Origin of the sequence: Flavivirga aquatica (assembly GCF_001747085.1) — a bacterium.
Taxonomy (GTDB): Bacteria; Bacteroidota; Bacteroidia; order Flavobacteriales; family Flavobacteriaceae; genus Algibacter_C; species Algibacter_C aquatica.
The window spans coordinates 389,451-404,931 of record NZ_MDJD01000007.1; the positions used below are offsets into that span (position 1 = coordinate 389,451).

8 protein-coding genes are annotated in these 15,481 nt (G+C 30.3%); 5 read left to right on the forward strand and 3 right to left on the reverse strand.

Annotated elements, in window-relative coordinates; all coding sequences use genetic code 11:
* The first annotated feature begins 43 nt into the window (after window positions 1-43).
* Window positions 44-511, forward strand: coding sequence for a DinB family protein (locus A8C32_RS02315; RefSeq protein WP_069828835.1), 468 nt, complete (start codon window positions 44-46; stop codon window positions 509-511).
* A gap of 96 nt (window positions 512-607) precedes the next feature.
* On the opposite strand, the gene A8C32_RS02320 is transcribed toward A8C32_RS02315, so the two are convergent.
* Window positions 608-1,411 carry a THC0290_0291 family protein gene (locus tag A8C32_RS02320; protein ID WP_069828836.1) on the reverse strand — a complete coding sequence of 268 codons (804 nt, stop codon included), beginning with the start codon at window positions 1,409-1,411 and terminating at the stop codon, window positions 608-610.
* A gap of 201 nt (window positions 1,412-1,612) precedes the next feature.
* On the opposite strand from A8C32_RS02320, the gene gdhA reads away from it, so the two are divergent.
* The 4 genes from gdhA (at window position 1,613) to A8C32_RS02340 (ending at window position 8,548) form a co-directional block, all read left to right on the forward strand.
* Window positions 1,613-2,956 carry an NADP-specific glutamate dehydrogenase gene (gdhA, locus tag A8C32_RS02325; protein ID WP_069828837.1) on the forward strand — a complete coding sequence of 448 codons (1,344 nt, stop codon included), beginning with the start codon at window positions 1,613-1,615 and terminating at the stop codon, window positions 2,954-2,956.
* Window positions 2,957-3,074: 118 nt separating this feature from the next.
* Window positions 3,075-5,414 (forward strand): type IX secretion system anionic LPS delivery protein PorZ, encoded by a 2,340-nt coding sequence (porZ, locus tag A8C32_RS02330; RefSeq protein WP_069829161.1) that lies wholly within the window; start codon window positions 3,075-3,077, stop codon window positions 5,412-5,414.
* Window positions 5,414-6,133: a DNA repair protein RecO gene (gene recO / locus A8C32_RS02335; RefSeq protein WP_069828838.1), complete on the forward strand. Its 720-nt coding sequence runs from the start codon at window positions 5,414-5,416 to the stop codon at window positions 6,131-6,133. The genes porZ and recO overlap by 1 nt, the downstream gene beginning before the upstream one ends.
* Before the next feature lie 3 nt (window positions 6,134-6,136).
* Window positions 6,137-8,548, forward strand: coding sequence for a TonB-dependent receptor plug domain-containing protein (locus A8C32_RS02340; RefSeq protein WP_069828839.1), 2,412 nt, complete (start codon window positions 6,137-6,139; stop codon window positions 8,546-8,548).
* Window positions 8,549-9,012: 464 nt separating this feature from the next.
* Here the strand turns inward: A8C32_RS02340 and A8C32_RS02345 are convergent, their stop codons facing one another.
* Both A8C32_RS02345 and A8C32_RS02350 read right to left on the reverse strand, forming a co-directional pair.
* Complete coding sequence (locus tag A8C32_RS02345; protein WP_165605774.1) at window positions 9,013-12,024, reverse strand: DUF8693 domain-containing protein; 3,012 nt, start codon at window positions 12,022-12,024, stop codon at window positions 9,013-9,015.
* Between the two features lie 404 nt (window positions 12,025-12,428).
* A complete protein-coding gene (locus A8C32_RS02350) occupies window positions 12,429-15,440 on the reverse strand; it encodes a DUF8693 domain-containing protein (RefSeq protein ID WP_069828841.1) in 3,012 nt (1,003 codons plus the stop codon).
* Between the last annotated feature and the right edge of the window lie 41 nt (window positions 15,441-15,481).

Here is a 15,481-nt window from a genome sequence, read left to right on the forward strand (position 1 = left end):
CAAAAAACAAATTAAACCTATATTTATCAAAAAAATAAATAATATGGATTTTACATTTCAGATTTTAAATAATACAAGATCACTTTTTAATAAAATCATTGAGAATAACACTTTAGAAGATTTAAATAAAACACCTAACGGATTTAAGAATAACATTATTTGGAATATAGGTCATATAGTAGTTACAGAACAATTGTTGGCTTATAAATTATCTGGTTTACCTTTACAGCTTAGTGATGAAATGATTGGTAAGTATATGAAAGGGACAAAACCTGAAAGCAATATAAATCAAGAAGATGTAAATGAAATTAAAAGTTTATTATTCTCTACCATAGAAAAAACAAAAGAAGATTATACTAATAATGCATTTAAAAATTATACAGAATATACCGTATCTACAACAGGAAACACATTAACAAACATTAATGAAGCTTTTCAATTTATAATTGTTCATGAAGGCATTCATTATGGATATGTTTTAGCTCTTTTAAATGCTATTAAAACAAAATAGAAAGGTATAATTATATATTAACAATCACATTTAAAACAAAAAAGCGTTCTTTTGTTAAAGAACGCTTTTTTTATATTTCACTTTATTAAATCATTTTCAATCTAAATAATATATATAACCAATATTTAGCCATACTAACCAATCGTTACCCTTATTAGAATCTAATTGGTGATCTAAGCCATCAATATCATCCTTAAAAAAATGTTGAACTCTAAAATCTAACATTAAATCAGATAATTTGTCAAGTTTATAACGAACACCAACACTTGAAACAATAGACCATGTAACACCTGGTGAGGCATCAACCGATCCCGGATCCCATTGAGAATAAAAGTTACTAGCATTAGTAACATCTCCAACTAAGTCTGGGTCTGAGTTCGCAAAAGTAGTCGTTACTTTAGGAGAATAAGAAGTTAAATGTATTCCTAAACTTCCAAAAGGAGCAAATCTAGAACCAAATGATTGAAAAGAACGGATACTTAAAGGATAAAACTCTAATTGCGTACCAATATCAAAATTATTAGCAACACCTTCATGTCCTCTTAATCTATCTGCATCTAAACTAGTCCTTGAAGCATCAACAAACTTCCCCAAATGTTCAAGTTTAGTTCTGTTCCAAGATATTTCATTACGGACTTTAAAATGATCATTAAAAAAATTATCAGTAGTATAGCAATTACAGTCTGCTCTATACGAGAAATTTAAATAATGAACAATTCCTATTCCAAAACCAGAATTACCAAAGTTTGTTTCCGAATCATCACGATTACCAAAATCGGATCTAAATTGTAACGGGCCAGCTATAACACCTATTTCGTGAGAGAAGCCTAGTTGAGCACTTGCAGTTTGTATTGTAATAACCAAACAAAGCACAGAAACTAAATATTTGAAATTAAGCATAAAAAAAGATTATTTTTTGAGGCATTATTCAACAAATATATAAAAACTCGATAAACAAACAAACATTAATAAATTTCCTCATAGTAAAAAATAAACATCAATTACGAATTTCTAAATAAAATAATCTTATTTTTAAAGATAACGTATATTTGTGGTGATAAATTATTTATTCACTAAATAACAATAGAATATTTATACCTTATGAAAAGAAATATTGAAGCATTTTTAGAACTTGTAAAAGAAAGAAATGGTCATGAACCAGAATTTTTGCAAGCTGTAGAGGAAGTTGCAGAAACTGTAATTCCCTATATTGTTAAGCATGATATATATTACGGAAAGAATATTTTGCTTAGAATGGTAGAACCAGAACGTGTTATATCTTTTAGAGTTTGTTGGGTTGATGATAAAGGAGAAATTCAAGTTAATAGAGGATATAGAATTCAAATGAACTCTGCTATTGGTCCTTATAAAGGTGGTTTACGTTTTCACCCAACGGTAAATATGAGTATTTTAAAGTTCTTAGCATTTGAGCAAGTATTTAAAAATAGCCTAACAACATTACCTATGGGTGGAGGGAAAGGAGGTAGTGATTTCGACCCTAAAGGCAAAAGTGACAATGAGATTATGCGTTTTTGTCACGCGTTTATGAGTGAATTATTTAGACACATTGGTCCTAATACCGATATACCTGCAGGTGATATAGGTGTTGGATCTAGAGAAATAGGATTCTTATTTGGAATGTATAAAAAACTAAGAAATGAATTTACTGGAGTTATAACAGGTAAAGGCATGACCTGGGGAGGATCTCTAATTAGACCAGAAGCTACAGGGTATGGTAATGTATATTTTGCTCAAAAAATGCTTGAAACTAAAAATGATAGTTTTAAAGGAAAAGATGTTATTGTATCTGGTTCTGGAAATGTAGCGCAATATGCAGCAGAAAAAGTAATACAACTAGGCGGTAAAGTTTTAACACTCTCTGATTCTTCTGGGTATATTTATGATGCTAACGGAATAGATATAGACAAACTAGCATTTGTAATGGAACTAAAAAATGTAAAAAGAGGAAGAATAAGTGAGTATATAGAGGCTTATCCAACTGCCAAATTTATTAAAGGAAAAACGCCCTGGGAAATTAAGTGTGATATTGCTTTACCATGTGCAACACAAAATGAACTTAACGAAGAGGATGCAAATACCCTTTTAAATAACGGTTGTATATGCGTTAGTGAAGGAGCTAATATGCCTTCAACCAAAGAAGCTATAACTGCATTTCATAAAGCTAAAATATTATTTGCTCCAGGTAAAGCCTCTAATGCAGGAGGTGTAGCTACATCTGGTCTTGAAATGACTCAGAATTCTTTAAGATATAAATGGACAAGAGAAGAGGTAGATAATAAACTTAAAGATATAATGTCAGACATTCATAAATCTTGTCTAGAATTTGGTAAAGATGAAGACGGTTATGTCGATTATGTTAAAGGAGCCAACATTGCTGGGTTTGTAAAAGTAGCTGAGGCAATGTTAGCGCAAGGAATCGTATAAAAAACCTATATGAATTACTATAAAGCTTCCTAAAACAGGGAGCTTTTTTGTTTAAAATATATTATTTTGAAGTAAAACTCGTTAGTTATAAATATATTTGAATATTCAAAAAACAGACATGCATAAGAGATTATTTATATTTATAATTTATCTATTTCCATTATTACAGTTTTCGCAAGATTTCTCTGCACTATGGAAGGGGCATTTTTCGTATAATGAAATTAAAGATGTTACACAGGGCAATAATAAAATTTATGCTGCTGCAGATAATGCTATTTTTAGTTTAGATATTCAAACCAATGAAATTCAAGAGATAACGACCGTTAATGGATTATCAGGAGAAACTATTTCTACAATTCATTATAGTGAAACTTATGAATTATTGGTTGTAGGATATCAAAATGGATTAATTGAGATCGTATTTGATAATAATGATGACATTCTATCTATTGTAGATATAATTGATAAGCCTACTATACCCCCTACCAATAAAAAAATTAATCATTTTAATGCTTATCAAAATTATATATATATATCAACAGATTATGGTATTACAGTTTTTGATTTAGAAAGACTAGAATTTGGGGACACTTATTTTATAGGAAATGGGGGGAGTCAAATTCAAGTTAATCAAACTACTATTTTTGGTGATTATATATATGCAGCTTGTCTTAATGATAATGGTATTAAAAAAGCTAATATTTCAAACTTTAATTTAATAGATTTTCAAAATTGGCAATTAGTTCGCTCTGGCAATTGGTTATCAATAGAAAATCAAGAAGACAACCTATATGCTACAGGAACAGATAGGCGAATTTATAAAATTGAAAATGATATATTAAACGAACTTTTTCAATACGCAGATGCTCCTGTAGATGTTAAATCTATTAATGGAAATTTAATAGTTACAACAAAAAATAATGTTTTTATTTATGACGCAAATTTCAATATAATATCTCAAGTTTTCGCAGACCCCTCCTTTGAAACCCAATACACTGCTTCTACTGTAGATACAGAAAACATATATATTGGCACTAAAGATTTTGGAATACTAAAAACCTCGATTACAAATCCTACTGTTTTAGAAGAGATACACCCAGATGGACCATTATTAAATATTCCTTTTTCTATTAAAGCAGAACCTAATGAACTCTGGGTTACTTTTGGTGAATATAATTTATTTTATAATCCTTACCCTCTAAATGAACGAGGGTTTAGTCATTTAAAAAATGGGGTATGGATAAACAATCAATATAGCGAAGTTTTAGAAGCGAAATCTTTAAATAATATTGTGGTTAACCCCTTTAACACCAATCAAGTCTTTATAAGTTCTTTTTTTAATGGTCTTTTAGAAGTTAATGAAGAGATCCCTACTAATTTATATAACCAAACCAATAGTGGCTTAGAATCTATGATTTCACCAAGTGATCCAAATAAAGATATAAGAGTTGGACCTACTGTATTTGATAAGGATGGCCTTTTGTGGACTTTAACGGGGTGGACAAATCAACCTTTGAAATCTTATAACCCTAGCACAAATCAATGGAATGCTTTTAGTTTTAGCAATATTTCTAAAATACCTGATGATTTTCGTTTTGCAAACATTGTTATAGGGGATGATAATACAAAATGGATTTCAAGTTTTAGAAATGGAATTATAGGATTTAATGAAAATGGAGGAACTCCTTTAATTAAAAGTATTAGTAAGGAATCTCAAAATATACCTGCCGAATTCACAACTGCTTTGGCATTAGATAAACGAAATCAACTATGGATAGGAACTATAAGAGGGTTACGTGTTTTATACAATACTTCAAACTACTTTACCGATGAAAATGTTCAAGCAGAAGAAATCATTATTGAAGAAAATGGTATTGCTAAAGAATTATTATTTCAACAATTCATAACAGATATAGAAGTAGATGGCTCAAATAATAAATGGATTGCAACTCAAGATTCAGGATTGTTTTATTTTTCTTCAGATGGACAAAAAACAATATTTCACTTTACAAAAGATAATTCTCCATTACCATCCAATAGTATAAGAGATTTATCATTAGATGATACAAATGGAACAGTTTATATTGCAACTATTAAAGGATTAGTATCATTTAGAGCAGGAGGATCTGGTACGGTTGAAGATTTACAAAGTGCATATATTTACCCAAATCCAGTAAGACCAACATTTGATATTGTAGAAAAACAGGTGAAAATTAAAGATCTGTCTGAAAATGTAAACATAAAAATAACAGATATTGAAGGTAATTTAGTTGCTGAAGCACAATCTGGAACAAACCAAAGATATAACGGTTATAATTTAGAAATTAACGGAGGTACTGCTTTCTGGAATGGGAAAAACCTGGCAAATAATGTAGTTGCATCTGGAGTTTATTTAATTATGCTTTCAGATTTAGATACTTTTGAAACTAAAGTTTTAAAACTAATGGTTGTTAGATAATGTTAATTACTACAAATGCTATTGTTCTGTCAAAATTAAAATACAAAGATAACGACCTAATAGTTAGGTGCTATACACAACAACTAGGTGTTATAAGTTTGTTACTGAGAGGTGTTTTAAAAAATAAGAAAGGCGGTACAAAAACAGCTTATTTTCAATTATTATCACAACTACAAATAACTATTACTTATAAAAACAATAAGTCATTACAGGTTCTTAAAGAAGCAAAATTAAATTTCATTTACACAAGTTTACATTCCAATGTTTTAAAAAGCTCTATTATTATGTTTTTATCCGAAGTTTTATCAAACACCTTAAAAGAAGAAGAAGAAAATGAGACACTCTTTAGTTATTTGGAAAACACATTACTGTGGCTGGATGCTCAATCTGAATACTCAAATTTTCACCTATTATTTCTACTTAAATTAACTAAATATCTTGGGTTTTATCCAGACACAACAAATATTGAACATACATTCTTCAATTTAAAAGAAGGTGAATTTCAAGAAAACAACTATGGTAAACATACTATTTCTGGGCAAAATTTAACACTCTTAAAAACTCTATTAGGCACAACATTTGATGCTTTATCTAATATAAAAATTAACGCAAAGGAAAGACAATCATTTTTAAGTATGATTTTGCTGTATTTTGAACTACATTTGGGTGATTTTAAAACCCCTAAATCACTACAGATATTTAATCAAGTTTTTAGTTAAAACATGAAGTTTTTTTATATTATTTTTTGCTTTATACTTATTCCTGTATTTGCTTTATCTCAAAACATAAAAGTTCTTAATAAATTAACTAAAGAACCTGTTTTTGGTGTAGCTATTTATAATGTAGATAAGTCTAAAAGTATTATTACAAATTTTAAAGGAGAAGCAGAATTAGATAAGTTTTCAGAAACTGAGGTTATTTATTTTAAACATTTGTCACACGTTTTAAAAAAAATAACGAAGCAACAATTAGGTTTTTCAAATAAAGTATATTTAATTTCAAACACCCAAGGCTTAGAAGAAATTGTAATATCAGCTTCAAAATTTGAACAAAACAAAAAGGACATTCCTCAAAAAATAGTTAGCGTAAATACTAAAAGTATTCAATTTTCGAATCCGCAAACTAGTGCCGATTTATTAGAAAATACAGGGCAAGTTTATGTGCAAAAAAGTCAGTTAGGAGGAGGAAGTCCAATGATCAGAGGTTTTTCAACTAATAGACTCTTAATCACTATAGATGGTGTAAGAATGAATAATGCTATTTTTAGAGGAGGAAATTTACAAAACGTCATTACTATAGACCCTTTTTCTATACAAAATACTGAAGTTATTTTAGGCTCTGGTGCTGTTATTTATGGAAGTGATGCTATTGGAGGTGTTATGAGCTTTTATACACAAAAACCTAAATTGTCTTATACTGATTCTCTTTTATTTAATTCTAATATAATTTTTAGGTATTCTTCAGCAAGTAACGAAAAAACTGGGCATTTCGATTTTAATTTAGGATATAAAAAATGGGCATTTATTACTAACGCTAGTTATAGCAGTTTTAATGATTTAAGAATGGGGAGTAATGGTCCAAATGAATACTTAAGACCTGAATTTGCTTTAGCTACAAATAACGGTGATGTTATTATAAAAAACAACAATCCATTAATTCAAAAATTTTCAGGATATAATCAATTAAATTTAATGCAGAAAGCGCATTATAACCCTAGCGAAAATTTAACTTTTGATTTTGGCTTATTTTACACTACAACATCAAACATTCCTAGGTATGACCGATTAATTCGTTATAAAAATGATGTATTACGTTCGGCAGAATGGAATTATGGTCCACAACAGTGGTTTATGTCTAATCTACAAATCACTAAGTTAAGTAGTCGTTCTAATTTATATGATAAAATTAAAACAACTTTAGCATATCAGAACTTTCAAGAAAGTAGAAAGGATAGAAATTTCCAATCTTCGATAAGAAATATTCGAGAGGAAGCTGTTGACGCCTATTCTTTTAATTTGGATTTAGAAAAAACAATTAATTCTAAATCACATTTTTTTTACGGATTAGAATACATATACAATAAAGTTAAATCTGTTGGAAAAGAAGAAAACATAATTAATAATACAATCTCCCCAGCCATTTCTAGATACCCTAATGGATCTAGCTGGCAATCTGCAGCAGTATATTCTAGTATAAAATATAAACCTAATCCTAAATTTATATTTCAATCTGGTTTACGCTTTAATCATGTCATTTCAAAAGCCAATTTTAAAGAAAATAACTATTATTTGAATTTACCCTTTGAATCTTCAAAAAATGAAACAAGTGCCCTTACAGGAACAACAGGAATAAGCTGGTATCCAAATAAAATCTTGCAATGGAAATTAAATATATCTTCTGCTTTTAGATCTCCAAATATAGATGATATAGGTAAGGTCTTTGATTCTGAACCAGGCTCCGTTGTAGTCCCAAATGAAAATTTAAGACCCGAGTATGCTTATAGTGGAGAATTAGGCTTAAAATTAAATTTTGATGATAAAGTCATACTAGATATGAGTACATATTACACCTATTTAGATAATGCTTTAGTACGGAGAGATTACAATTTAAACGGAGAGACCGAGATTCTTTACGATGGGGAATTAAGTAACATACAAGCCATACAAAATGCTTCAAAAGCTTGGATTTATGGTTTTGAAGTTGGTTTAAAAATGACTATTACAAATCAATTTAAACTTACTTCTCAATATAGCATCATAGGTGGTACCGAAACAGCTGAAGATATAGAAGTTCCAATTCGACATGTTGTACCTAATTTTGGAAATACGCATTTGGTTTGGTCATCTAAAGGTCTAAAATTAGATGCTTTTACTAATTACAATAGCGACCTATCTTTTAACCAATTAGCGCCTTCAGAAATTGAAAAAGATTATATTTACGCACTTGACAGCAATGGCAATCCATACAGCCCTTCTTGGTACACTCTTAATTTTAGGGCTCAATATCAAGTAAGTAAATCAACAACTCTTACTTCTAGTATAGAAAACATTACAGATCAACGTTATAAAACATATTCTTCTGGCATCGCTGCAGCTGGTAGAAACTTTATTTTATCTTTAAAATATAGCTTATAACATTCTTAAAAAAGACATGCTACTTAATATTGAGATGCTATAATTTTATAATAGTTTTTTTACAATAATAAATAACAACTCATTTAATAACTCAAATATAACAAAACAAGCTGTATTATGTTAATTTAGATCGATTATGAATATGTCTCCTGAATTTTTATTTCCCTAAAACGGTATGATGATTCCTACATAAAAGACGAAAGACCTTAATAGCTTCAATAGTTCAACATCTTAAAGACTATTTACTTCTAAATCAAATCTATTAATAGATTAAAGAATCCTATTAAATATTATTGAAACAATCATTAAGTTATCCTACTTCTAAAAATAAACATATGATTCTTTTAAATTAAATTATATATCCTTTCCTACTAAATAAATAATCTAGTTTTTAAAATTGATGTTTAAGCTATCAATAGATATTATTCTATAATAAGGGTAAAAAAAATAATTGTAATAAACAGTTATTTCTTAATAGCCTTTTTAGTAATAACAGCTCCATTTGACAACTCAACTCTAGCTATATATGCCGTATTGCTTAAATTAGATAAATTATAAGTTTCCGAAGTTTTATTTCCTTCAAAACGATATAACTGTCTACCCAAAAGGTCAAATATATTAACAGCTTTAATTGTTAATTCGCTTAATGTTTTAAACTGTATTTGATTGTTTTCTAATTCAATAATTTTAAGTGTATTTGTATCTATATCAAACTCATTAACAGACAAAACCTCTTTTTTAAATCTAATTTCAAAACGATCATTAAACTCGCCTACTTCTGAAACAAATGTATAATCTGAATCTTTTAAATCATGTACTGTATTTAGTAAATTGTCTTTTATATAAATAGCATTCTCTTTTAAAAATCCTCCTTCTAATTTAGCAATTGAAAACTTATATAACGTAGGTTTAGTAATAACTGTTTTGAATCCAAGATTAACAACCTCATCAACATCAAGACTATGTTCTTCTTTTCCTTGTATTACATATTTTTTACCAGACCCTAATATTCTTGTATATAATGCAGCCGCTGTTCCCGAAGAAAGGTTTTTAGTAGCATCATAGTACATGCCATCATCGCCTTCTGTAGCTCCTTTAACGTAGCCTATTAGTGTTTGATTAAAAACACCATTATCTGAAGTTAAATTAAGCCATAATTTATTAGCATCATTATTCGATTTGTTATTTTTCTTCGTACTCTTAAAAAATTGGCTATTGTTTGTTGCACCAGAAACACGCATTGCATTATTAAAAACAACATCTCCAGCATTTGTTGGTCTTGTTTTAGAAAATACAACAAAGAAACCTTGCCCTGAAGGAATAAATCCATTAGGAATAACTCCATCTCCTCCTGCTGCTCCTCCTACTCCATTATGACTTGCATAATCTGAGCTTGAAAAATTAAGCTGTTCATTTCCATTACTAGAACTTGAAGTAGGAGTATTATGAGACCAATAATAAATAGCACCTTCCAAAGTTCCTGCTGTATTTGTTACTGCATTGTACCTATTTTGATCAAAGAACAAATTAATATCTATAGCAGATGGATAAGGGTTACCTATAAAATTCCAATCATTATCTGCTGTTTCTGTATCATTTCTTACTACTGGGACATTTATGATTCCATTATTTAAAATACCTTCAAATGTATAATTATATCTTCTAACACCAAGATATAGAGCTTTTGAATGTGTAGCTGCATAACCTACTCCTTGAGCCATAACAGTAGCCCCTGTTACTGATTCCCAATCATTACCATTATCATCTATATCGTCTTGACCTGACAATGTAGCGTTATTATTGCCTGTCTCTGCTGTTGAATCTTGATAATTATTTGCATTAAACAAAAATCTTCTTGTAGGTGAAGACTCTGCTAAGCCTCCTCCTATTGTTTCTCCTGTAACTGGAGAACTCCAGTAAGTATATTCATTCCAAGCATTTAATATTGCTGTTTCTTTTTCAACTACACTTGTTCCTGATTCATGATTAAGATATTTATGAGTATCACTATTTTGTACAAAAGCTCCTTCTGTACGCAATACAACATTCCCATCTATTAGTGCATCATTCTCTACTACAACATGATCGCCATTCGAAATAGTCAAAGTAAACCCTCCATTAACTCTTAAACTACAAGCACTAAAACTTACTTCCGTCCCTCCATTTGCAGTATCATAATCGCCATTAATTATTGCTGTAGTAGTTATATCTGGTGTACCGCTCCATGCAGATCCGTCCCATGTTACAGTAGAAGAGCAACATGTATAGCTACAGCCTCCTAATGCTAAATTACCTGTATTTTGTAAAGTCCAATAAGACGTATCTGCTACTAAATGTGAAATCAAGTCTGAACCACTAGTAATACTACAATCATAATTTCCACTTTGGTATGCACCTACATAAATAGCATTTACCCCATCTATTAAACCATCTGGCACAGAAGATGTTAATGCATTTGTAGAAGTTGCATCCCATCCTGTGTTAGATACCCCAAATTCTATAGCATATAACATAGTTGGTGAGGTATGAGAACCTTGATAAGCTATAATTTGATCTGCATTAGGGTCGGCTCCAAAACCAGTATCCGTTTCTGTAACTGTTCCTATTGTTCCCGAATAATTAGTAACCATATTACCTGCTGCATTAGCAGAAATAATTATTTCTGTTCCGCATGCTAAATCTGATGTTGCTTTCCATACAACTACACCTTCCGCTCCTAGACCAGTACCAGCACCAGTCCTAAAACTACCAGAACTTAACCATCCAATATCTGTAAAATTTATTTCAGTTCCTGAAACAATATCTGTAAGTAAGACAAATGAAAAATCATCTATAAAAGCATTATCAGAATTAAAACCTGTAATAATAATATCTCCAGGGGATAATACTTGACAAGAAAAAGCAGATGTACTTAAAGTTCTTCCTCCATAATTATTATTCTGATGATAATTTGATATTGAATTTAAATCATCCCAACTAGGAGAACTTGTTGTACCAGTATATTCTCGATTATCTCTATTTCCATCAACTATATCTGTAGCAGCAAAACCAACAGGCAATATAATTCCTTGGTCAACATTTGCATGAAGGAATGTTCCCCAATTTGTACCAGAAAGCCCCTGAAAAGCTAAAACTTCATCTCCTCCATTATTTAAAGCAAAACTTCCAAAAACATTTGAAAATTCAGCACTGTTAGAAACATACCCAATTACAGTACCACAACTATAATTAGTAGCTGCAGTAAACAAAATAATACCTTCACCTGTATTATTTAAACCTGTTCCTGTTCCATTAACCTCATTATCCGAGAAATAAATTTGAGTACCTGCATCAATATCAGCTCTCAATAAGAAGGTAAAATTCTCACTATCTGTATCAACTCCAACAATAGCAATATCCTCTTTTACTAAAGCTGTTTGTCCATAACTAAAATTAAAAGCTAAAAGAATGTAAAGTATGTAAGTAATTTTTTTCATAAGAGTTAAGTTTAACATTTAATTAATTTGGAACACTTTTATATTATGCGAAAAACATGTGCAAATGTAATGCAATCCAACATTTTATTATGTGGAAAAACATGCATTATATCGAAAACTTATAAAAAACTTTACAAAAAAAACAAATACATAAGATAAAACTTATTAAAATATTTTAAATCCAGAAAAAAAATCAAATATCTTTCTAAAAACATTTAGAATTTCAGACACTTTCTGTTAAAAACAAAAAGTCAAGATGAGTTCTTAATTAAGAATAATATTTATTTTAATTTGGAGAGATTAAAAAAAGCATTTACAATACTTAATACACTAATTAAACTTTATAAGCAAAAAGCAAAGCAATTTCTGCTACTTTTCTTTTTTCTTATAAATCTAGAAAGCTTTTATTTTTTATACATTTTTTTAGAAATAATAGCTTCATTAGATAGTATAACTTTTGCTATATATGTACCGCTTCCTAAATTAGACAATTTGTAAGTTTCAGCATCTTTATTAGCTTTAAAATTATACAATTGTTTTCCTAAAAGATCATAAATAATAATTGATTTAATAGTTAGGTCTTCTGAAACTTTAAATTGTATACTATCATTTTCTAATTCAATAATCTTCAGTATGTTTCGATTTATATCCAGAGCATCATAAATAGATAAAGCATTTTGATTAAATACAATTTGAAAACGGTCATTAAACTCACCTGTTTCAGAAGTAAAAGTATAATCGGAGTCAGATAAATTATGAACTAGACTCAATAAATTATCTTTTAAGTATATAACATTATCATTTAAAAAGCCTCCCTGTAATTGAGCAATAGATAGTTTATACAAAGTAGCTACTTCAATATTAGTTTTAAAGCCAAGGTTAATAATTTCATTAATATTTAAATTATTAACAGCTCTCCCTTGAATAGCAAATTTACCATTATCATTATCGATATTAGAATACAAAATAGCTGCTTTTCCTGAGGTTAAAATACGTTTAGCATCGTAAAAGGCTCCATCATTTTGATGTGTAGCTCCATTGACATAGGCTAATAGTATCTGGTTAAATACTCCATTATCTGAAGATAAATTAACCCATAATTTATTATCTATATTATTTAATACTTTTTTGGATTTAGTATTTTTAAAGAATTGACTATTATTGTTAGTTCCTACTCTCATTGAATTATTAAAAATAACTGGTCCCGTAGACAGTGCTTCAACAAAAAAGCCTTGACCAGAAGCTACAAAACCGTTTGGTATGGTTGAGCCACTAGAGGCAGCAACTCCTCCTCCTCCATTTATCATAGCATAGTCATCAGAAGAAAAGTTTAACGATTGGTTTCCTGGAGCACTGGTATTTTCATTGGTGTTTTGATCCCAGAAATAAAGCGCTCCAACAATACCTGAATTTATAGAAAAGAATGTAGCGACATCTATAGCGCCTGGATAAGGGTTCGCAATAAAATTCCAATCATTGTAAGCACCACCGCTAGCATTAACTAAAGGCACAGAAACTTCTCCTGTATTAAAAGCCCCTGTAAATACAAAGTCTTGAGTGTCTGGATAAGATCCTGATTTTCTTGCTATAGTTGCATAACCTACTCCAGCTTGCATTACGCCACTGGCTACTTGCCAATCATCTCCTTCATCATCAATATCATCTTGACCAGATGTAAATACTCCTGTATTTGCAGTTTCTGCTAAATTATCTTGAAAACTAGCTGCATTGAATAAAAAACGTCTACCTCCTGATACTCCTGTAAAAGTATTTTCTATAACTTCGCCTACAACTGGAGACCCCCAATAGGTATATGCAAGTTCCCTATACATGCTTTTAGATTTGGTTAACGTAACACCTCCAGAGGAATTATCTACAAAACTGGAAAAGCTCCCAACTTGTATAAAATTACCTTGACTCTCTACTGTTAACTCCCCACCCACAGTTACATCATTCTGTATTAAAACTGAACCTCCATTGCTAACAGTTAAATTATTTCCTGCATTTATAATGAGACTGCAAGCTTCTAAATCACCTTCAACACCAGTAGTATAATCTGAATCAATAATTAATGTTGTATCTATATCTGGAACAGCAATAGGAGACCAAACAGACCCATTCCAAACGGTTGCTGGACAGCAGGAATAGTTACAAGTTCCTAAAGTTTGTATCCCGGAGTTCTTTATTAAAGACCAATTAGTAGCATCTGCTACCTCTGCAGCTATTAAAGCATCACCTATAACTGAAGAACAATCATAAACCCCAGAATCAAAATCACCATAATAAATGGCGTTAGTACCATCTGTTAACCCTACTGGCACTGCAGATGTAATAACATCTGTTGCATCGTTCCAACCAGTCCCCCCATAGTGAATCGCATATAAATTAGTAGGATTACCAAATGAGCCACTATATGCTATCAATTGATCTTGACTTGCATTAAAACCAAACCCTTCGTCTGGTTCTGTTACAGTACCATAATTTGAAAGATATTTTTTTATTCCTGTACCTGCAGAAGCAGCAAATATTATAACTTCTGATCCACAAGGTACACCGCCTGCTGGCACTTTCCAATTTAAAAACCCTTCTCCAGCACCAAACCTATATGCTCCAGTAGTAGTGTCCCAACCTTTATCTGTAAAGCCTATATTTGTTCCTTCAGCAATATCTGTTAATACAACAAAGGTAAAGGCATCTACCTCAGTATCATCTGTATTATAACCAGTAACAACAAGATCTCCTGGAGACAATAAAATTGGAGGAGAACAAGAATAGTTACACAATAATCCTAGAGTTACATTATCTGGATCATCATTAATTAACCAATTTGAGTTGTCTGATATTGCAGCTAAAATAGGTGCAACTTCATAGGATATATAACATTGATATTTACCATTATCTCTTTCTTGGACAGAAACTGCGTTTGTTCCATTTGTTAAACCTAAAGGTTCTGCAGAAGTATTATTACTTGTTGCATTAGATGCCCAAGAATTAGGTCCCCCATCAAAATCTATGGCATATATAAAGGTTGGCATAGCATCTGTTCCTTGATAAGCTAAAATTTGATCGCCATCAATTTCTAAAACAAAAGAAGCAGAATCAGTTACGATTCCATGTGAAACAGAAAAAGGGCTGTTATCTGTAATTATAATTTCAGTACCACAAGTTAAATCAGAAGTTGCAGTCCAAGTTAATGTGCCTTCTCCAGCTCTAAAGCTATTTGTAGACAACCAGCCGTTATCTGTAAAATTAATTGTTGTATTAGTAACAATATCTGTTAATAGAACAAAGGAGAATTGGTTAGAAACATCAGATTTGAATCCCGTTATAGCAATATCACCAGCTGCTAAAATGGTTTGCCCATAACTAAAATTAAAAACTAAAAAAAGATATATCAGACAAGTAATTTTTTTCATAGTACTCAAATTTAATATTTAGATTATTTTTACACACGAAC

What these genes read in the sequence shown, in the direction of transcription:
- A8C32_RS02315 (WP_069828835.1), top strand. Translation starts at nt 44, where the DNA reads ATGGATTTTACATTTCAGATTTTAAATAATACAAGATCACTTTTTAAT.
- A8C32_RS02320 (WP_069828836.1), bottom strand. Translation starts at nt 1,411, where the DNA reads ATGCTTAATTTCAAATATTTAGTTTCTGTGCTTTGTTTGGTTATTACA.
- gdhA (WP_069828837.1), top strand. Translation starts at nt 1,613, where the DNA reads ATGAAAAGAAATATTGAAGCATTTTTAGAACTTGTAAAAGAAAGAAAT.
- porZ (WP_069829161.1), top strand. Translation starts at nt 3,075, where the DNA reads ATGCATAAGAGATTATTTATATTTATAATTTATCTATTTCCATTATTA.
- recO (WP_069828838.1), top strand. Translation starts at nt 5,414, where the DNA reads ATGTTAATTACTACAAATGCTATTGTTCTGTCAAAATTAAAATACAAA.
- A8C32_RS02340 (WP_069828839.1), top strand. Translation starts at nt 6,137, where the DNA reads ATGAAGTTTTTTTATATTATTTTTTGCTTTATACTTATTCCTGTATTT.
- A8C32_RS02345 (WP_165605774.1), bottom strand. Translation starts at nt 12,024, where the DNA reads ATGAAAAAAATTACTTACATACTTTACATTCTTTTAGCTTTTAATTTT.
- A8C32_RS02350 (WP_069828841.1), bottom strand. Translation starts at nt 15,440, where the DNA reads ATGAAAAAAATTACTTGTCTGATATATCTTTTTTTAGTTTTTAATTTT.